The organism is Tritonibacter litoralis (assembly GCF_009496005.1).
In the GTDB taxonomy this organism is placed as follows: domain Bacteria; phylum Pseudomonadota; class Alphaproteobacteria; order Rhodobacterales; family Rhodobacteraceae; genus Epibacterium; species Epibacterium litoralis.
Genome location: NZ_WIBF01000006.1, coordinates 48,509 through 67,605, shown reverse-complemented (window position 1 = coordinate 67,605; position 19,097 = coordinate 48,509). Strand labels below are relative to the sequence as shown.

At 61.2% G+C, this 19,097-nt stretch carries 12 protein-coding genes; 10 read left to right on the top strand and 2 right to left on the bottom strand.

Annotation, left to right across the window (positions count from 1 at the left end):
- Positions 1-20: 20 nt before the first annotated feature.
- Both GFB49_RS11205 and GFB49_RS11200 read right to left on the bottom strand, forming a co-directional pair.
- The gene (locus GFB49_RS11205) at positions 21-4,418 is read right to left on the bottom strand and encodes an ExeM/NucH family extracellular endonuclease (protein ID WP_194269323.1); all 4,398 of its coding nucleotides are present in this window, start codon (positions 4,416-4,418) and stop codon (positions 21-23) included.
- A gap of 205 nt (positions 4,419-4,623) precedes the next feature.
- Positions 4,624-6,072, bottom strand: coding sequence for an alkaline phosphatase D family protein (locus tag GFB49_RS11200; RefSeq protein WP_153215962.1), 1,449 nt, complete (start codon positions 6,070-6,072; stop codon positions 4,624-4,626).
- A gap of 544 nt (positions 6,073-6,616) precedes the next feature.
- Between GFB49_RS11200 and GFB49_RS21410 the strand changes: the two genes are divergently transcribed.
- The 10 genes from GFB49_RS21410 to trmB all read left to right on the top strand — a co-directional run bounded on the left by GFB49_RS21410 (position 6,617) and on the right by trmB (position 18,985).
- Positions 6,617-8,215, top strand: a complete 1,599-nt coding sequence (locus GFB49_RS21410; protein ID WP_194269322.1) for an ATP-binding protein — start codon at positions 6,617-6,619, stop codon at positions 8,213-8,215.
- Positions 8,216-8,607: 392 nt separating this feature from the next.
- On the top strand, positions 8,608-10,020 hold the full coding sequence (locus tag GFB49_RS11190; protein ID WP_343032547.1) for a serine/threonine protein kinase: 1,413 nt from the start codon (positions 8,608-8,610) through the stop codon (positions 10,018-10,020).
- Complete coding sequence (locus GFB49_RS21245; protein WP_246149686.1) at positions 10,017-11,525, top strand: FHA domain-containing protein; 1,509 nt, start codon at positions 10,017-10,019, stop codon at positions 11,523-11,525. The genes GFB49_RS11190 and GFB49_RS21245 overlap by 4 nt, the downstream gene beginning before the upstream one ends.
- On the top strand, positions 11,518-12,447 hold the full coding sequence (locus GFB49_RS11180; RefSeq protein ID WP_194269321.1) for a PP2C family protein-serine/threonine phosphatase: 930 nt from the start codon (positions 11,518-11,520) through the stop codon (positions 12,445-12,447). Before GFB49_RS21245 ends, GFB49_RS11180 begins: the two co-directional genes overlap by 8 nt.
- 8 nt (positions 12,448-12,455) lie before the next feature.
- The gene (locus GFB49_RS11175; RefSeq protein WP_153215959.1) at positions 12,456-13,841 is read left to right on the top strand and encodes a hypothetical protein; all 1,386 of its coding nucleotides are present in this window, start codon (positions 12,456-12,458) and stop codon (positions 13,839-13,841) included.
- Positions 13,838-15,961 carry a dynamin family protein gene (locus GFB49_RS11170; RefSeq protein WP_246149685.1) on the top strand — a complete coding sequence of 708 codons (2,124 nt, stop codon included), beginning with the start codon at positions 13,838-13,840 and terminating at the stop codon, positions 15,959-15,961. Before GFB49_RS11175 ends, GFB49_RS11170 begins: the two co-directional genes overlap by 4 nt.
- 28 nt (positions 15,962-15,989) lie before the next feature.
- The gene (locus GFB49_RS11165; RefSeq protein WP_246149684.1) at positions 15,990-16,889 is read left to right on the top strand and encodes a dynamin family protein; all 900 of its coding nucleotides are present in this window, start codon (positions 15,990-15,992) and stop codon (positions 16,887-16,889) included.
- 7 nt (positions 16,890-16,896) lie between these two features.
- On the top strand, positions 16,897-17,352 hold the full coding sequence (locus GFB49_RS11160) for a hypothetical protein (RefSeq protein WP_153215957.1): 456 nt from the start codon (positions 16,897-16,899) through the stop codon (positions 17,350-17,352).
- The gene (locus GFB49_RS11155) at positions 17,349-18,125 is read left to right on the top strand and encodes a hypothetical protein (protein ID WP_153215956.1); all 777 of its coding nucleotides are present in this window, start codon (positions 17,349-17,351) and stop codon (positions 18,123-18,125) included. Before GFB49_RS11160 ends, GFB49_RS11155 begins: the two co-directional genes overlap by 4 nt.
- 122 nt (positions 18,126-18,247) lie before the next feature.
- Positions 18,248-18,985: a tRNA (guanine(46)-N(7))-methyltransferase TrmB gene (gene trmB / locus GFB49_RS11150; RefSeq protein WP_153215955.1), complete on the top strand. Its 738-nt coding sequence runs from the start codon at positions 18,248-18,250 to the stop codon at positions 18,983-18,985.
- Positions 18,986-19,097 lie beyond the last annotated feature (112 nt).

Here is a 19,097-nt window from a genome sequence, read left to right as displayed (position 1 = left end):
CCCGGTATGGCGGGCGTCGCTTAGACGATTGCGTCAGGGCCATCCAGATCCAGACCGATGATCAGCGGATCATGGTCGGATGCGGCGAAGGGGCCACCGGCAAAGAAGCCTGGGTTCTTGAACGAGGTGTCATAGTTCAACAGGTCAGGCTCATCTGCGTTGATGTGCCATTCGGTTGCACCGGTCACCAGGCTGGCCAGCGCATCATCTGCCAGACCGTGATCCAATGCGCCGCGCTGACCGTCAAAGACAAAGCTGTAGGCTTCGTCCTGACCGATGAACGTATCGATCAGATCGGTGAGACCAGCGTCATCGGTCAAGGTTTGAACCGGATCTTCCTGCGCATAGGCATTCAGATCGCCCAGCAGCAGGTAGTTGGTGGTACCGCCGCCGTTGTAGTCGTTCTCCAGCCAGTCGGCCAGTTCAGCTGCCGCATCGGCACGGACCTGGTTCCAGAAGCCCTGACCGTCGCCTTGATCAAAGTTCGGATCTGCGATCAGCGCGTCGATCTGTGCCTGGGTGATGGCGGTGCTGCCACCGTCCAGCGCAGCCTGTGCGTCATCCACAACATCCTGCAGGTTGCTGTCGCCTTTGGATTTGAAGTGCGAGGAGACGAGGGTGAAGGTCTTACCGCTCTCGATGTCTTCAAAGGTGGCGGCAACAGACGGGCGGTTGCGTTGGAAGTCACCCAGCTGGTCATCGGAGGATGCAACCGCGTTCAGAGGCTCTGCCAGCGCAAAGGTGGTTGCGGCTGAGGCTTCCTCGAACACGATGAACTCGCTGTGGACCAGACGCAGTTTTGCGGTGTCATAGATGATGCCGGTGGTGATGGCGTCGGTGCCCAGGAATTCGCTGTCCAGACCTTCGGTTGGGTTGGCAAAACCATAGGTTCCGATGGAGCCTTCGGCGCTGTTCAGCTCATCCACCAGGGTGGCAATTGCGCTGTCTTCACCAAAGCCGTTGTTTTCGATCTCTTGGATCGCAAAGGCTTCGGCGCCGGTGCCCTGGAACATCTCGACCAAAGCGTCGGTCTGGCGGACCAGCTCTTCGGCGTTGTCTGCACCGCGCGGGTCCAGCGTGCCGCTGGGGCCGGTGCCGTTGCCGCCCTGATCCAGAGTGGTGAAGTAGTTCAGCACGTTGATGGAGGCGACCTGAATGTCTCCGCCCACATCCGCCGGCGCGGCTTCGCGTGCGCCAGAGTTGGTGGCTTCGTCAATTTGCAGCTGCTCGCTGACATTGACCTGATAGTTGCCAAAGGAGAAGGTCAGGACACCTTCGACCGGGGCGGTCAGTTCGGAACCCAGACGCAGGGTAGAGCCGTCTTCGCCAAAGAAGTCACCGGCATCCAGGATACCGTTGCCATTGTCGCCAGGGCCACCCGGCAGATAGGCGTATTCATCCGGGTTTTGCTGGTTGGACCCGTCATCCAGCAGCAGGCGCGCGTTTTCATTGGCCACCCGCAGATCTTCGATTTCTTCAGCTTGGGTTTGTGCGTCAAACAGCTGGGTTGGCTGGTATTGCACACCGGCGCTGATTTCGATCTGGCCAAAGCGATCCAGGTTAAAGTTGGTGATCACGGTCAGCGGATCAACGGTACCCGAGCTAACAGAGACCAGCATGCCTTCGATGGCTTCAAAGTTCTGCGCGGTTTCTGGGTCCAGAATGATTTGCGCCGCGGTTGGGGTTGGCGCATTTGCGTTCACAACGTTGACGTTGGTCACAGTGTCGATCTGGGTCAGGCCAAAGAACTCGTCAACGGTGCCGGTGACTTCCACCAGATCCCCCAGCGCCACGGCAAAGCCGCCACCGGTAAAGACAAAGATGCCTTCGGAGGTCAGCGCATCCGCATCGGCGTCGCTGTCTTCTTCTTGCAGCCAGAAACCATTGCTTTCGATGCGGGTCACAACGGCCGAGACGCGGGTTTGCGCGCCCACAAAGGCGCTTTCCGCGCCGCTGCCCTGGATCTCGCTGATCAGCTGGATGTCTGGCAGGTCGCCACCATCACCACCATCACCACCGTCACCACCGTCACCACCGTCAGCGTCGTTTGCGCCACCCATGGTGTCATTGGCGGGCGCTTGGAACACGCCGTCTGCGTCACGCTGCAGGGACTGGCCGATCTCGGTCGAGGAGCTTTCTGCCACGCCGATGTCGGTTGAGGTCTGACCAGCGGCCAAGCCTTGGGTTGCGGTGATCTCACCTTCGTAAGAGATGAATTCGACCACTTCGCCGTCCAGACCCAGAACCAGGCCGTCCGGACCGTTCTGGATGCCATTGGCGGGCAGATTGACAACATAGTAATCGAACTCGCCATCGGTGGTGACATTGAAGTCCGAAACGGTGAAGTCGTCATAAACGCCGCCGCCGTTGCCGTTTACCAGCTCCAGCGCAAGGCCCGAGACATCCGCACCTGCGTTGACGCGGATCTCGACAAATTCACCAACGTCGCCACCGTCATTGTCATAGTGGAATTCATTGATGCGCAGATCGGTGACCGCTGCGTTGCCGCTGATGTTGGCTTCGCCTGCGGTGTTGCTGAAGGGTTCAAACCATGCGTCATCTGCACCGCGTTGCAGGGACTGGCCGATCTCGGTGCCGCTGTTTTCGGCAACGCCGATGTCGGTTGAGGTTTCGCCTGCGGCCAGACCGTCAACCGCCGTGAATGTGCCCTCATACGACAGGAACTCAACCAGCGCGCCATCCAGACCCAGGGCCAGACCATCCGGGCTGCCGTTCTGGATGCCGGGGGTTGCAACAACATAATAGTCAAAAGTGTCGTCGCTTGAGACAGTTGCCTCAGCCAGATCGAAGGTGGCGTAGACGCGGCGCTGAGAGGAAGAGCCGTTCAGCAGTTCCAGCGTGACGCCCGACACATCCGCGCCTGCGTTGACGCGGATCTCGACAAATTCGCCTTCGTCGCTGCCAGCGTTGTCATAGTGGATCTCGTTGATGCGCAGATCGGTGATGGCGATCGGGGCTGCAACATTGGCCGCACCGGCTGTGTTGGTCTCAGCCTCGGCGCGCCAGGTGCCGTCCAGCTCACGCTGCAGAGAGTGGCCAACTTCGGTGCCGCTGGTTTCAGATACGCCGATGTCTGTTGAGGTCTGACCCGCTGCGGTGCCATTGGTGGCTGTCAGAGTGCCTTCGTAAGACAGGAACTCGATCACTTCGCCGCCGTTGGACAGCGCCAGGCCATCCGGAGCGCCGTTCTGGATGCCATTGGTTGGGCGGTTCCAGACGTAGTAGTCAAAGGTGCCATCGGTGGTCATCACCAGATCTGCCAGCGCGGTTGTGGCATAGGTTGCACCGTTGGAGCCATTGTACAGCTCGACTGTCACTTGCGAGATATCGTCGCCTGCGTTGACGCGGATCTCAACAAATTCGCCTGCATCGGTGCCGGCGTTGTCATAGTGGATCTCGTTGATGCGGGCGGTGACCGGTGGGATTTCAACAACGTCCTGAACCTCGACGGAGACGTCTTGGCTGGTTTCGCCGCCGTCTTCATCCGATACGGTGACGGTGATCTCATAGCTGTTGTTGGTGTCCTGATCGTCAGGCGCTTCGAAATCGGGGGCTGCACGGAACGTCAGCTCACCGGTGTCTTCGTCGATGTCAAACAGCGCGGCGTCCGTGCCGGAGATCGCATAGGTCAGATCCGAGCTGTCCACGTCCGTGGCAGAGACGATTGCAACAGTGGTGGTGTTTTCCAGCACTGTGAGGGTCTCGGGCAGTTCCAAGCGAGGCGCGTCGTTTTCACCGTGGATGGTCACGGTCACGGTTGCGGTGTCGGTGCCGCCTTTGCCGTCGTCAACGGTATAGGTGAAGGTGTCGGTTGCGGTTTCACCCGCTTGCAGGCTGTCAAACAGGGTGCCGGGCGTGTAGGTCACGACGCCGCCGGACAAGGACACGCTGGCGCCCGCCGCTGAGGTGGCGTCAACGCCGGTCACAGAAATGGCGTCGCCGTCAAATTCCTGGTCGTTGGCCAACAGATCAGACGCTGCAAAGCTGACACCGTTTTCGCCAGCGTCCACCGCGTCATCGCCGGCCAGAACTGCGTTGTTGGTGCCGTCAAGGAACAGGGTGTAGTCGTCCGCCTGGAAATGCAGCGCTTCGACGCCAACCAGACGGTCACGACCTGCATCGGCAACATCATCGTTGATGGATGTCACATAAACCGCACCGTTGCCAAAGATGGCGCTGCGCTGAACGATTTTGTAATCGTTGATGCTGCCGGTGTAGATTGAGGTGTCAAAGCCGCGCTGACCAAAGAAGAAGTCGTTGCCACGACCTCCAAAAAACTGGTCATTGCCGCCGCGACCGATGGCAATATCCGAGCGATCTGTGCCGGTCAGCACGTTGTCGCGGTTGTTGCCAATCTGAAATTGCAGGCCAAAAAAGCCAAATCGACCAAAGGACATACGTTTCTCCACTGTCGGAAAAGGGAAAAGAAAATTTCCCAGCGGAGATGCAACGCAAGCCATGACAGAAAGATGACGAACGTGAAAATATCAAGAATTTGTTAACCATTTGGTCCAAAGGCCGCGGATTCCCGGTTCTGCAGGGTGGTCACCGCACAGGCCGAAAAATTTGCCAGGGGAAATTACCTGGTCTTTTCCCGCAAATTTAAAGGTCTAGCGCCGGGGAGCGGCCAGAAGATTCGATGTCCCACTGTGCGGACCAATCCACACCTTGTCGTTCCAACACCAGGTAATTGCGTTCCGCCACATAGCGATAGGATTGTCCGGGAATGCGGCGAATGCGGACGGGGTGTTCTGGCAACGGGTCTTCGCCCAGCCAGGACAGCGCGCCCAGGATGCGGGCCCAGGCCGCCGGCGGGGCACGGTGGGCAATGCCGGATGCCACCAGCTGGTGCAAGACGCCGCCATCTGTCAGATCCAATGTGGCGCGGGTGGCCAGGTGGATCTCGCCGGACAGCACCGTCAGATCCTGATCCGGTGCCTCGCCCATGCGCAGCACCAGTTTCAGCATCCGCCGCCAGCTGTCGCGATGGGCGCGGCTTTGCCATTGGTCGCGCAGGTCGTCTTCATATTTCTGCATCGAAGGCACCGCGACCAGCAGGGCTTCAAGGATCGACAGGCGCGGCCCCAACAAAGGCACGCTGGACATCAACAGCGTGCGTCCCGAAAAGGCGGCCGTTGCGGCAGCTTCCATCATCGCCCAGCCCGATGGCCCCATCACATCGCGGCGGGTGCGCTGGCCTCGCAGGTCCGGAGCCAGAATGCGCAACCCTTGGGTCTGGATCTGCCAGCCCAGATGATGGCCGCGTGGATCGGCAAACCGTTCGGGCAAAGCCCCCTCACGCGTGGCGGCCTGAAAGGTCAAATAGGCTTCGCGCGCTACGGTGAACAGCGTCTGCCCCACTGGCGAGTAGGTGCGCGACCGTTGTAGGGATCCCCAGCCATCACAGATATCATGGTCATCCCACTGCATCAGCGACGGCACCCGCGCCGCGATCCAGGCGAAGTCGGTGGCGGCATAAAGATGCGCGTAGCGTTCAAAGAACTTGTGTCGCAGGTGGTGATACAGACTGTCCAGATCCGCGCGCGCAGGATCCTTGGGCAGGGTGTCCGGCCAGTCCTCGGACAAGGGGTGGCCGTGGGTTGCCTCATCCGCATAGACCTGATCACCGCCATGCAGCAACAATGTAAAGGGGCGGTCGCGATGTTGATCCGACAGGCGCGCCCACATGGCGTTGCGCTCCTCGGGCGCGCGGTGCAAATCGCCGTGTTCCTCGCCATTACACGAGACAAACGCAATCTGCATATCCCGGTCCAGCGGTCCCGCGACCGGGTATTCAGTCTCGTTCCAGTGATATTGGCCGCTGCCATCGGCAGGCAGCGCAAACCGCGCCACCTGAACCTTGTGCGTGTCGTATTCGGCGATCTCTTCAAATGGGCAGAGCGCGCCGTTTACGGTCAGCGGTGGCAGATTGGCGTCGACCTTCTGAATAAACAATGCTGCCAGCTGCATCGCGTCGCCATCCGGCGCAATGCTGTCCAGAAAGAGAATAGGGCCAATGAGGTCGGGCAGTGGGGAAGAAACGGTGCGCATGGCTGCATAGGTAAGGGCGCAATGCCTACCTTGACAAGATGCGGTTTTTCAAAAATTTCGTTTCTGTTCCGGTGGTTTAAGGTCTAGCGCCTGTATAAAAAGAAATTGGGTAACTTCGTTGCAAAAAAAGCTCTATTTTACCAATGGGTCAAATTTTATGCTGCGGTGTTTCGTCGATATACTATGGTCGTGAATTTTTTTGCGGTTTTTTTTTGATGCCTGAGATATAAAGTGCGCCGGGGAGATTCGGAGAGTTCTTCGAGCGCAAAATACCGAAATTTAACAGCTGCTAAGTAGCAATTTGGCCATCGCAATTTGGCGGTCGGTCGAATGCGAGACATGTTGTTTGAGTTTTGCGCAGTCGTTCGCTGCTTTCTGTTTTGAAGTTTACGCGGTTAAATGGTGCATTGGTCATGACAAATAAGCCGTTGGCAGAAACAGGGATGCGCCAGTGTTTTTCAACGGTGTTGACCATTGATCCACAGCCAGTTTGGCGGTGGAATTGATGGGTTCTACGGGCGGGGATTGGCCGACTGAGAGATCAGTGGCACGCGAGGTGAATGCGCCGGGGCAACGGTTCGGTCGTCGCCAGTTTCGTCGCTTGCGGCCGATGCTGCGGAACCGTTTGCGCGCTGTGGTGCCGGATTATCTGAGCCTTCGATTGGTCTTGGCCTCTTTGTTGATCAGCTCGGTCTTGTCCTTTTTGGCCACCGGAATTCAGGTCTACTCTAGTTACACACGTCAGAAAGCCGACGTCTTAAATGTGTTTGAACGGGTTGAACGCCTTATGCAGCGCCAGTTGGAACAGGCGTTGTGGGAATTTGATTTTGACCAGGTTGATATCATTCTGGACGGGTTAATGGCGCAAAGCGAAGTGAGCCATCTTTCGCTGGTGTCCCCCACGGGCCACCGGTGGGAGCGCGGGGAACCGATTGCGGGTGCGGATAACTTGGGCAGCTTCAAGCTGACGGCAGTAGGCAGTGACGGGAAACGGGTGCCTGTGGGCAGGCTGACCGCCCAGCTGTCGTTTGAGACGGTGAATGCGCGGGTTTGGATCCAGTTCTGGACAGTGCTGATTTCCAACGTGGTCAAAGCCTATTTGGGTGCGGTCTTGATGTTGGTTTTAGTCCACCACATGGTGATCCGGCATCTGCGTAAAGTGGCAAAGTTTGCCTCGGGCGCGCAGCCCGAAGAGCCTGCGGTGCGGCTGCGATTGGATCGGGAACCGCCGCGGCATCCGGATGTTCTGGATCAGATTGTGCAGGCCATACGCAGCTTTGAAACCCGGGTCGAGGGTTACGTTCAGCAGCTGAACCAAGAGATCGAAAAACGTGACGCCGCACAGATTTCAGCGCGCCGCGCCGAGCAGATGCGCAATCAGTTTCTGGCCAATGTTGGGCAAGATGTTCAACCATCGCTCAAATCCATTCGGGGTTTGTTTCAGCTGATCTCTGAGGATGAGAGCCTTCCCAACAAGCCACGGGGACAAGCAAAACTGGGTCAGCATGCGGCCTATGCTATGGTCTCGCAACTGAACAATATTCTGGATCTCTCCCGTCTGGACAGTGACGATTTCACTCCGCTGGTATCTGTGAGCGAACTGGAGCCATTGGTGCAGAGCTGGAAAAATCATGCACAGCTTCTGGTCGATGCACAAGGCGCCACAGAAAGGCCGGACATCCGTGTCCTGGTTGAACAGGATCCCAGGCTGGCGGCGGCATACTGGCTGGACCGCCAATGTGTAACGCGCGTGGTGGAATGTTTGCTTGACAATGCGGTGAAGTTTTCAGGCCTCAGCGGGGCCAAGGGAGCGCAGGTGGCGATCCTGTTACGCTCTTTGGAAGATAAGGCTTTGCAGGACGACGGGTGTAACAACGGATTGGAAGTGCTGGTGCGGGACAGCGGGCCGGTGATTGCCTATGGCGACCGCGACCGGGTTTTTGAACGGTTTGCCCGCGTCGAAGACCATCTGCCGCATCGGGTCGACGGGGCTGGCCTTGGCCTTGCGGTGGCTTTGGAGATCACACGTCAGATGGGGGGCACCCTGCGGGTAGCTGCCTGCGAAGTGGCAGGCTTTGGCAATGAGTTCCGTCTCACTCTGCCGGATTTGCGCCCTGTAACTGATCGGTCAACGCCGGTGTAAAACCCTTGCCCGCTGGTTGAGGCAGACTGTCCGGGCGGTGTTCTATATGCAGAATCATCGATGCGAACCACCCGTCGGAAATGGCCCTGGGGCAGCGCCACGCAGGTTTTGCGGCCAAAATTGTGGGATTCTCCCTTAAATCCCTGAATTCCTGCAATTTTACCAAAACTTCACTGATAAAGTTAAGCTTGCATAAACGCCTTGTTTACAATGCGTTTACCGCGAATTGTGGCGTCTTTTGGGCGGGCTTGCCGCATTTGCCGCAAGCCTGACACATTCCCGCCACGGGTCTTGATGAGCCTTAAAGGCAGTTTCCGCACTGTCTGAATTGGTGGTGCGACGTGGCGCAAAATCGCCGTCCCGCTCACTCCATCGCCAAGGATAAAGACCCCGTGCAGCCTCAACCGTGTTCCACGCCTGCTCAGCCCGAGATCACCGCCGCGCCCCAAGACGCGCAGGCGCTGCCCTTTGGGCATAGCCTGTTGCAGGGCCAATACCGGATCGAGCGGGAGCTGATGGCGGGAGGGTTTGGCATCACCTATCTGGCGCGTGACAGTCTGGATCGGCAGATGGTGATCAAAGAGTGTTTTCCGGCTGGGTTCTGCACCCGTGAAGGGGCCAAAGTGGCCACGCATTCGCCGTATCGGGCGAAATCCTTCAAGAATGTGCTGCGCCATTTCCTGCGTGAGGCGCAGTGGCTGGCTCGCGCCCAGCATGACAATATTGTCGCGGTGCATCAGGTGTTCAAAGAAAACGGCACCGCCTATATCGCGATGGACTACGTGTCGGGGTGTGATCTGGTCACCCTGCGTGAGCGCGATCCCGGACGGCTGGACCAGTCTTTGATGACCTGGCTGATGGAGCAATCCCTGCAGGCGCTGTCGGTTCTGCATGCCAAGGGGATTTTGCACCGCGACATCTCTCCGGATAATTTTCTGATTGATGCCAAGGATCACCTGACGCTGATTGATTTTGGCTCGGCCGGGGGCACCCATGGGGATGCGGATACGGCGCTGGGGGCGATGCTGTCGGTCAAGGATGGCTATTCTCCGCATGAGTTTTATCAGCCCGATATGCCGCAGCGGTTTTCCAGCGATCTGTATGCGTTGGGGGCGACGTTTCACTTTCTGGTCACCGGCCAGCCGCCCGCCCATGCGCAGGCGCGTCTCAAAGCGGTGACAGCGGGTTTTGACGATCCCTGCCCGCTGTTGGAAGAGGGGGATTGGCCCTTTGATCCCGCTTTTTTACGCGCGATTGACAAGGCGATGTCGATCTTGCCGGGGATGCGGTTTCAATCCGCGGGGGAATGGGCGGAGTGCCTGCCGGAACCTGAGGTCCGCGAAGAGGTCGCGGGTGACACGTCTGCACAGGCCGCCCCGACGCTGGTGCCCGAGGAAAACGCCCCGGATATGCCCGCCGCGGAGCCCGTTGCGGCGGTGATCTCGGATCTGGTTGCCTCGACCAATCGTGCGTTGGAACAACGTTCCGCGCGGCGTGGGCCCAAGGTCGAAGAGGCGCCAAAGCCCAAGAAACCGACGCAGATGGTGGATCTGTTTGGCGAACCCATCGGCGATGTGGACCGCTGGTTGGAGGCGCAGGATCAACAGGCGCGTGGTCAGGTGCCGACGGCACGTGCACGTACGCCGGAACCCGCGGCAAAGCCTGTGAATACGCCACCCAAAACCCAGGCTGACACCCCGCTGCCACGCAACCGCGACTCCGGTTGGGTGGACCGTGTGGCCCGGATCTGGGGTGGTGGTGAGCCACGGCTGAACAAAGTGACAATGAACGGGAAGACAACATGAAGTTCATCAAAGACATCATCGGCGAAAAACGTGAACAGGGGCCGTTGGATCCGGGTTTGACGGCTGTGGAGTCTCCGCCGCAGGCCCCTCCGGGTGATATGTTGACAGCGATCCTGGCGGAAAGCCGCAGTCAACAACAGCCTGAGGTGCGCACGCAGGAACAGGCAGCGCCGGCCCCATTGAAGTCGGCTCCATTGAAGCTGGAGGCCGCCGCGCGGGTTGCTGCGCCGGAAAAACCGGCACGCCCGGCGGCGGTCACCCCCACCAGCGATGCGCTGGAGGCGTTTCTGGCCCAGCAGAGCCAAGCGTTGAGTAATGTATCCGCTGCTGAGCCAGCGCCTCCATCGCCGCAGATTAAATCCGCAGGTGACCGGCAAGAGGGGGACGAGCCGGACGGGTTAGAGCGCCCTTACCGGATTTTCACCCGCCGCAACCGGACCAAAATGTTGCAACTGGAAGCCGCCGCCGAAGCTGCAAATCAGGCGCAAGACACCGCAGCCCTGCCAGACACCGACGCCGCTCAGAGCGCCCACACCCGGCTGTTGGATCTGGATGAGGATGAGTTCCTGCATGTGGGACAGGCGACAGAAGACACAGCCGCCCCTACGGAGCCCGAAGCGGTGGAAGAGTTCGCGGGCGCGGTGGCAGACATGCTGAAAGACCAAGACCCAATTCAAGATGCCCCGTCCCAAGGCCACACGCCCTTTGCACAGGACCACGATCTGGATGGCGAACCAGACCTGGGCGAGGCATCGGGACAGGCAATGGTGCCGGATCTGGAAAAGCTGGTCACGGATCCGGCACCAGCTGATGTTGCGCCCATCTCGCGGTCTCAAACACCTGTGGACGTTCCCGCGACAGTGCCCGTTCAAACACCTGTGGCAGAAACACCTGTGGTCGCAGGCCCGCGCGCGGCGTCTGGCCCCGAGCTGGGCGCGGCCTTCCCAGAGCCTGCATTTGCAGAAACCGCCGCCGCAGCCGGACTGGACTTGGGCGAGGCGGATCTGGGCCTGTCGGTGGGCCGGGCCGGGCGGGTGAAAACACGTCTGTTGGGCTTTGAGAGCGATATGGAGGCAGGCGACCCCTTTGGTCAGACCGGCAGCCAGGGTGACGGCGGTGTGACCCAGTTCCCGGTCGGCTGGCTGGTGGTGGTCGAAGGGCCCGGCCGTGGCGCGGGTTTTACCCTGTTTGCGGGCGTCAGCACCCTGGGGCGTGGCGAAGGGCAGACCATCCGGCTGGACTTTGGCGACAGCAGCATTTCGCGAGATCAACATGCGGCCATTGCCTTTGACCCGGAACAGCAGGGGTTTTTCATCGGTCACGGTGGCAAGGCCAATCTGGTGCGACGCAATGGGCGTCCGGTTCTGAGCACCGAAGCGCTGGCACCCAATGATCTGATCCGCGTGGGAGAGACCACGTTGCGCTTTGTACCGCTGTGCGGGCCTGATTTTGCCTGGCAGGACACCTCTGGCACAGAGGCAGGGAACGGGGCGCATCTTGGCTGATCTGGTGTTTGATACCGCCACCGCGCTGAGCCAAGGGCGGCGTGATCGGCAGGAGGATGCGGTGGTCGCCGATTTCCAGACCGGCTGCGATCATGGGTTTGCGGTGCTGGCCGATGGGATGGGTGGCCATGCTGGCGGTGATATCGCCAGCAAGATCGTGGTGACCGAGATCTTTGCCGAATTGAAACTGCGCAGCGGCGATCCCAAAGCGCTGGAACAGGACGTGACCGCGATCCTGCGCGACGCGGCAGAGGGGGCCAATGCCTGTCTGGCGGAATTTGTCGACAGCAATCCGGAGCGCAACGGCATGGGGGCCACATTGCTGGCACCTGTTTTTGTTGGGCGCAAGCTGTTCTGGATCTCGGTGGGGGATTCGCCGTTGTTTTTGTGGCGCAACGGGACACTGCGGCGGTTGAATGCGGATCATTCCATGGCCGCCCGGCTGGCGCAGGCGGTTGCGGCCGGGCGTATCAACCCAGAGACCGCACGCAGCCATCCGGACCGGGCCTGCGTCACCTCGGTCCTGTCGGGGCGCGAGATTGCCGAGGTGGACTGCCCGCCCGCGCCGCTGACCCTGCAGGCCGGTGACATTATTGTGGCGGCCAGTGATGGGGTGATGTCGCTGGAGACGGCGGCGTTGGAACAGGTGCTGAGCCGCGCCGCAGGCCAGCCCGCCGCGCAGATGGCCCAGCATGTTCTGGCTGAGGTCGCGGGGCTGGGGCGTCTGGATCAGGACAATCTGGCGTTTTGCCTGATCCGGGTGCTGCCACCGATGGCGCCTGTCACGCGGCAGGGTCCACGCCCGGCCCAGCAGCCTGCGCCGCGCACGCATTTCCGTCGTCGCAAGACCACGCTGGTGGCTTCGGCCCATCAGCAGGGCGGCGATTTCCATTTCCACAGCCTCTCCAAGAGGTCTCAGTGACCCGAACCATGACCCAGACTTTGACCCAGACCGCTCACGCCCAGACCGGCGCTAACACTGGCGCTAACCCTGGCCCGAACCATGGCTCTGACTTTGAGGACGCACCGGATTTTGCGCCGGATGGCGCGCCCGCGCTTGAGGCGCAATTGCGCACAGCGCTTGCTGCGCCGGGGGTGGCCCCGGATCTGGCGACGCGGGGTGCGCGCCTGTTGGCCCGTTTGACCCGCCCAGTGCAGGTGGTTGTGGTGGGCGACGCGGGCTGCGGCAAATCGGCGGTGATTGATATGCTGCTAGGCACTCAGGTCGCTGGGCTGGTCAACCGGCTGGCGCTGGTGGAGCTGGCCTATGGCGCCGAACCCCAGGTGCGGTTTGAGGATGCCAATGGCGATGGTGCGCTGTGTCCTGGAACCCTGGGCGATTACGAGATCCCGCCCGGCACGCTGAGCGCGCGGCAGATGCTGCCCTTGCCCATGTTGAAATCCCTGCATCTGACCGAGATTACGCTGGCGGGGGATCTGAACCAGCGCCGGACCTTGTTGCGCCATGCGGTGGAGTATGGCGATGTGATCCTGTGGTGCAGCCCCGCCTTTGAGACCGATGAGCAGACCCTGTGGGCCGAGGTGCCCGAGCGCAAGCGCGACAATGGCTTTCTGGTGCTGACTTTGGCCGACCAGCAGATCATGCGTGGCAGCCTGCCCGAGACGGTGGCGCGGCTGGCCCCAGTGGTGGAGGAGAGCTTCTGGGGGCTTTATCCCGTGGCCGCGCGACAGGGTCTGCAGGCCAAAGGCGGCGCGCCCGGCGCGGATCGCCAGCTGTGGCGGGCCTGTGGCGGCCAGCGTCTGGCCGAGGATCTGCGCCGCCGGGTGGCGCAGGGACGCCAAGCCACCCAGGATCAGGCCGAGGCCTTGTTGTGGCAGTTGACGTTACCGGACCCGGCGCAGGCGACCGGTCAAAATCCTGTTTCGGTTCCGGCCCCGGATCCAGCCCCCCGTTCACACTCCCGTCCCCACACCCAGCAACCTCCCGAGGCGGCCCCACAGCCGAACCCAAGCGAGAACCGCGGGGCGGCGGTGTTGGAACAGGCGTTGGGGCAGCTGCAATCTCAGGCCGAGGCGATGCTGGCAGATGCGGGCGATGATCCCAAAAGCGCCAAAGTGCTGGATCATTGTCTGCTGGCCGTGCGTGACATGGCCGAAGTTCTGGTCAATGCGCCCGGCGATGGGCCTGCGTTGAAAGCCGCGAGAGAGGCCAGTCAGGATGGCGAAGAGATGGTGATGCTGTTGCAGCTGGAACAGGATGAAGAGGCCGCCGTGGATGCGGTGACCCTGTTGTTGCAGCTGAAAAAAGAGCTGTCAGATCCCGCCTTGCCTGCCAAACCGGGGGTACGCTCATGACGATGGTTGATCCAATTCACGACCCACAAACGGCCTCTGTGCCGCCTGCAAAACCAGCGGCGGAACCTGCGGACATCCGGTCTGCGGCGGCGCCTGGAAATCTGACCGCAGGGCTGGAGCCGCTGGCGCAATTGGCGGCGCAGCGTCAGCAGATCCTGAAGGCTTTGGATGGTTTGTCGGCGGTTTCAGGGGAGTCCGCGCAGCGCGCGCTGGCGCGGTTGAGCGGTGAGCTGACCAGTTTTGAACCCGCCATCACCGTTCTGGGGCAGGTCAAATCCGGCAAAACCGCGCTGGTCAATGCCATGGCCGGCTGGTCCGATCTTTTGCCAAGCGATGTGAACCCCTGGACGTCTGTTGTGACCTCGCTGCACCTGTCGCCGGATACCGCGCGGGCTGAGACCAGCGCCCGGTTCCAGTTTATGACCGAAGGCGAATGGGACCGCCTGTTGACCAAAGGTGGCCGCATCGGAGAGATGGCAGGCCGCGCTGGTGCCGAAAGCGAGCTGGACAAGATCCGCGAACAGATCGAAGCCATGCGGGACCGGTCGCGGGCTCGGTTGGGCCGCAAGTTTGAGATGTTGATGGGGCAGACCCATGATTACGGCTATTTCGACAAGAACCTGATCGAACGCTATATCTGCCTGGGCGATGATTTTGAGGATCTGGAGCCGGATCAGGCAGATCAGGGACGGTTTGCCGATATCACCCGTTCGGCGGATCTTTATCTGAACAGCGGGATGATCCCCCATGCGCTGTGTCTGCGGGATACACCGGGGGTGAATGACACCTTTATGATGCGCGAGCAGATCACCATTCAGGCGCTGCGGGACAGTCGCCTGTGTGTGGTGGTCTTGTCGGCGGGGCAGGCGCTGACCTCGGTGGATCTTGGCTTGATCCGGATGATCGCCAGCCTGGACGCGCGCGAGGTGGTGATCTTTGTCAATCGGATCGATGAGTTGCAGGACCCGGCCCAACAGGTCCCCGAGATCGAGGCGGCCATCCGCGAGACTCTGCGTGATCATCACGGACCACAAGAGGCCGAGATCCTGTTTGGCAGCGCCTATTGGGCCAATGCGGCCCTGATGGGGCAATTGGACAACCTGCCACCGGCCAGCGCGGCGGCCTTGTTGAATTGGGCGGAGGCCAGTGTCAAAGCGGGCACCCATCAGATCGCCAAAGGGCCGGCACAGGATATGGTCTGGCAGCTGTCGGGCCTGCCGGCTCTGCATCGGACCCTGGGGGAGCAGATCCTGGTCGGCGAAGGCGGCGCGACGCTGGCGCGGGTTGCCACCTCGGCCCTGACCGTGGCCAGCGGGCAAGAGGCGGCCCATGCCATCCGGGTGCAGGCGCAGCGCGGCAGCACCGAGGGGGATGCGGTTCACGGGTTGGACACCAACACCGTGCGAATGACGTTTGAGCAATTGGCCGACCAGCATATGGACGCGCTGGAACGCGCGCTGGACGAGGTGCTGGCCGCCTATCGCGGGCGGGCGGACCGGGCCCATGCGACCTTTGTAGATCGTGCAACGCGGGCCTTGATTGAACATCTGGAGCAATGGGGCGACCAAAGCGTCTGGGAATATGATCCTGCGGGTCTGCGTCTGTTGCTGCGCACCGCCTATTCAGTGATGTCGAGCCGCCTGCAAGCGGCGGCTGAGGCGCGGTATCAGGCGGCGGTGCGGGATGTGGCAGGATTGCTGCATCAAGGGTTTGGCAGCGCGGTCGAAGGCGTGCAGCTGGCCTTGCCCCAGGTGCCGGATGTGGCCGCCCCTGTGGCTTTGGGGCAGACCATTGCGCTGGATTTCAACGATGGCTGGTGGGCCAGCTGGTGGCGGCGCACTCGGGGATATCGCGCTTTTGCTAATCAATTCCGCAGCTTAATCGAAGGAGAGACCGAAGATTTCATGGTCCAGCTGAAATCTGTGCAGGTTGCCGACACCCGCGCCGAATTTCTGGCGCGGCTGCAAGGATTTTTTGACGAACAGCGTGATATCCTGGCGGAGATTACTGACGCTCAGGACGGTGATCTGCGGGCTCGGTTCAACAATCATACCGCCGAAGCGCAGAGCAAAGCCAGCCGGGCGGCAATGCTTGTGTTAAAAACCTATGCGACCGGGTGAGTGCGGCGCGTCGATGATTGGAGTAGACATGCCTGTTAGCAAACCCACCGCACGAAAGCCGCGCCTTGCGCTGATGGGGGAGTTTAGCGCAGGCAAAAGCACGCTGACCCATCTGCTGGTTGGGCTGGAACCGCTGCCGGTCAAGGTGACGGCCACCCGTCTGCCGCCTGTCTGGATCACCCATGGCCCCACCTCGGCCACGGTTGTGGGCACCGATGGCGCGGAAACGCCGATCGATCTGGAAGAGATTGAAACCGTGCCGCTGGACAGCACCGCGCTGATCCGCCTGACCCTCCCGGCAGAGGCGCTGGAGCTGTGCGATCTGATTGATATGCCGGGGATTTCGGACCCGAACATGCCGACCTCGGTCTGGCGGGCGCTGATGCCCGAGGTGGACGCGGTGATCTGGTGCACCCATGCCACCCAGGCCTGGCGCCAGTCCGAGGCTGCGGCCTGGGACAGCATTCGCGCGGGTCTGTCCGGGCCCTCGACCCTGTTGGTCACCCATTTTGACAAGTTACAGAACGAACGCGATCAGGCGCGGGTTCTGAAACGGGTGATGCGCGAAGCGGGAGACAAGTTCCAATCAGTCTTCCCGATCTCACTGTTGCAGGCTGTTGAGGCTGAAGATGACGCCGAAGCCTGGCAGGCCAGCGGCGCGGATGCCTTTGTCGAAAGCCTGATTGAACTGTTGGTGCGGTGGAGTGATCCAAAAACCGCGCCTTCTGCCAACGCGCCTGAGGTGACGATGGCGGAAAAACTGGCCCGCGAGGCGGCGCGGGATCGTGGCAAGACCGAAAGCCCCCAGCCCGAAGCCATGGTCGAAGGCCGTGTGGTGCCGCGCCGGGTGAAACGTGAACGTCACAGTGCCCGCCCCGAACGGCGCGCCACCGCAGCGGCAGGCCGTGCACCGATGGCCCCGCGCTGAGGGTGACATGACCACTCGCCCCCCTTCTTCTCCTGCGCCAGTATCTGGCGCGCTTGGCCCTCTGGCAGAGGCGTTGACAGCCCTGGAGCAGAGCGCTGAGGGCTGCCGTTTGGCCGGGTTCGGGGATCTGGGTGCGCGATTGGTGTTGCGGGCGGAACCGGCGGGGGCCCGACCACAAGAGGCTTTGGATGATCTTTGCGTGCAGGCTGCCGAAGCTTATGCGCTGGCCGATCGCTTGGCGGATCAATTGGCCGAAAATCTGGTCGAGAACCTGGGCAGCCCGGTGCGAGCCAGCGATCCGGTGATGGCCTGGGTTCCGGGGGAAACACGCTTGTTTTTGCGGGCGGAACAGTCTGACGACGCGGTCTTTTTGGCCTGTGATAGGTTGGATACGGCGCAGGATCTTGTAGCGGCGGCCCGAGACGTGTTGCAGGCAGTGGCTCCGGATGGGGCGGAGGGATGAGCGCTGAGACAGCACAGGGCCGATCCTTTGCAAGTATTGCGCCGCGGGGCGCGGCGATGACCGTTTCGGGACAAGCCAATGAGGCGGCGGATTTACGGCAGCGCCTGATGGATTTGGTGCGGCCAACTGTTTCGGGTGCTGCGAGCTCTGTGTTGGATCAGATCCTGTCCGAGGTTGATGGCATTATGCTGCCGCGCCAGATCGTTGTCTTTGCCGCCGGGCGCGCGGTTGCCCATTTGGTGGTGTCCCAGCGCAGATTGGTCGGACTGGCCCTGACCGGTGGCTGGCAGGGCGATCTGATGGAGGGGCTCGCCCGGCTTTTGAGCCTCTGTGGTGAGGAACCATTGCGGTTTGAGCGAAAAGCCACCCAAGCGCCCATCGGCGCCGAGAGCCTGTCGGTGGCGGCCATTCGTGATCATTTTGGCCCGTCAAATGCGGGCGTGCAAAACCCGCATGGCTGCCCGATGCGCCGGTTTCAAACGCGTGTTGCGGATCTAAGCTCGGCTTGGGTGTTGATCGGGGCTGAAGGGGAGCGAGACGGTGGCGGCGCAGCGGAGACGCAGCGAGTGCTGCATGCCCTGGCCGAACAGCTGCCACCACGCCACACAATTGGCGCGCGCCCCAATGCGTTGATCCTGCCAGACCCACAGTCCGCGGGCGCAGAACAATTTTTGGTGGCGCGGGCGGATCGGTTGCGTTTTCTGGCACGGTTTCCTTCGCCCGCGCTGGGTGAGGTCAGCCGGGTGTGGCAGGCGGTGTTTGGCGCGGCATGAGATCGCCGCGCGGTGGGTCAAAGGTGTGACTGAGGTCGCCCTCTTGCTTGACCTGAGCTATCAGATGCGGCACAGGGGCGCGCAGCCCGATGCCTCCTTTGCCAGCCTAGGAACCCAATGTGATGTCTGACGATCAAAAGCCCTCTGCCGCGGATAAACACGCAAGCGGTGCGCCGTGGCGCAATTTCTATGGTCGGATTAAAGGCAAGCAGTTGAAACCTGCGCAGCAGCGGTATTTGGACGAGGACCTGGCGGCCTTGAGCCCAGGTGCGGTGGGCTGGGATGTGAATCCGGACCGCGCGCCATTGGATCTGGAGGCGCTGTTTGGCGGCCGTGATGTCTGGTTGGAGGTCGGCTTTGGCGGTGGTGAGCATCTGGTGCATCAGGCCAAATCCAATCCGGATGTGGGGATCATCGGGGCGGAACCCTATATCAATGGGGTTGCGATGCTGTTGGGCAAAATCCGCGCGGCGACCACAGGCAATATTGCGGTTCATCCGGGCGATGCGCGGGATTTGATGGATGTTTTGCCGATGCAGTCGATTTCCAAGGCGTTCCTTCTGTATCCGGATCCCTGGCCCAAAGCCCGCCATCACCGCCGCCGTTTTGTGACCGAAGAACATCTGGAGCCTTTGGCGCGGGTTTTGAAACCGGGTGCAATCTTCCGGGTGGCGACGGATATTCCGGATTACGTCCGCCAGACCCTGGAAGAGGTGCCAAAGGCCGGTTTTGAATGGCTGGCGGAAGGTCCTGAAGATTGGCGTGAACCTTGGGGTGACTGGATCTCGACGCGCTACGAGCAAAAGGCGCTGCGTGAGGGGCGCAGGCCGCATTACCTGACCTTCCGCCGGTTGGGGTGAGGCGGCGTTTCGGTTTTTTCGCTCCTGCAGCTAGGCATCCATAACCGGCGGCTCCCGCGCGGTTTGCGTGCTTTGGAAAAGCCCGCCATCCCCTTGGGCCGGGCAGGGCCGC

Bases quoted from the DNA above. Each gene is read 5' to 3' on its own strand.
- GFB49_RS11205 (WP_194269323.1), bottom strand. From the start codon at position 4,418: ATGTCCTTTGGTCGATTTGGCTTTTTTGGCCTGCAATTTCAGATTGGC.
- GFB49_RS11200 (WP_153215962.1), bottom strand. From the start codon at position 6,072: ATGCGCACCGTTTCTTCCCCACTGCCCGACCTCATTGGCCCTATTCTC.
- GFB49_RS21245 (WP_246149686.1), top strand. From the start codon at position 10,017: ATGAAGTTCATCAAAGACATCATCGGCGAAAAACGTGAACAGGGGCCG.
- GFB49_RS11175 (WP_153215959.1), top strand. From the start codon at position 12,456: ATGACCCAGACTTTGACCCAGACCGCTCACGCCCAGACCGGCGCTAAC.
- GFB49_RS11170 (WP_246149685.1), top strand. From the start codon at position 13,838: ATGACGATGGTTGATCCAATTCACGACCCACAAACGGCCTCTGTGCCG.
- GFB49_RS11165 (WP_246149684.1), top strand. From the start codon at position 15,990: ATGCCTGTTAGCAAACCCACCGCACGAAAGCCGCGCCTTGCGCTGATG.
- GFB49_RS11160 (WP_153215957.1), top strand. From the start codon at position 16,897: ATGACCACTCGCCCCCCTTCTTCTCCTGCGCCAGTATCTGGCGCGCTT.
- GFB49_RS11155 (WP_153215956.1), top strand. From the start codon at position 17,349: ATGAGCGCTGAGACAGCACAGGGCCGATCCTTTGCAAGTATTGCGCCG.
- trmB (WP_153215955.1), top strand. From the start codon at position 18,248: ATGTCTGACGATCAAAAGCCCTCTGCCGCGGATAAACACGCAAGCGGT.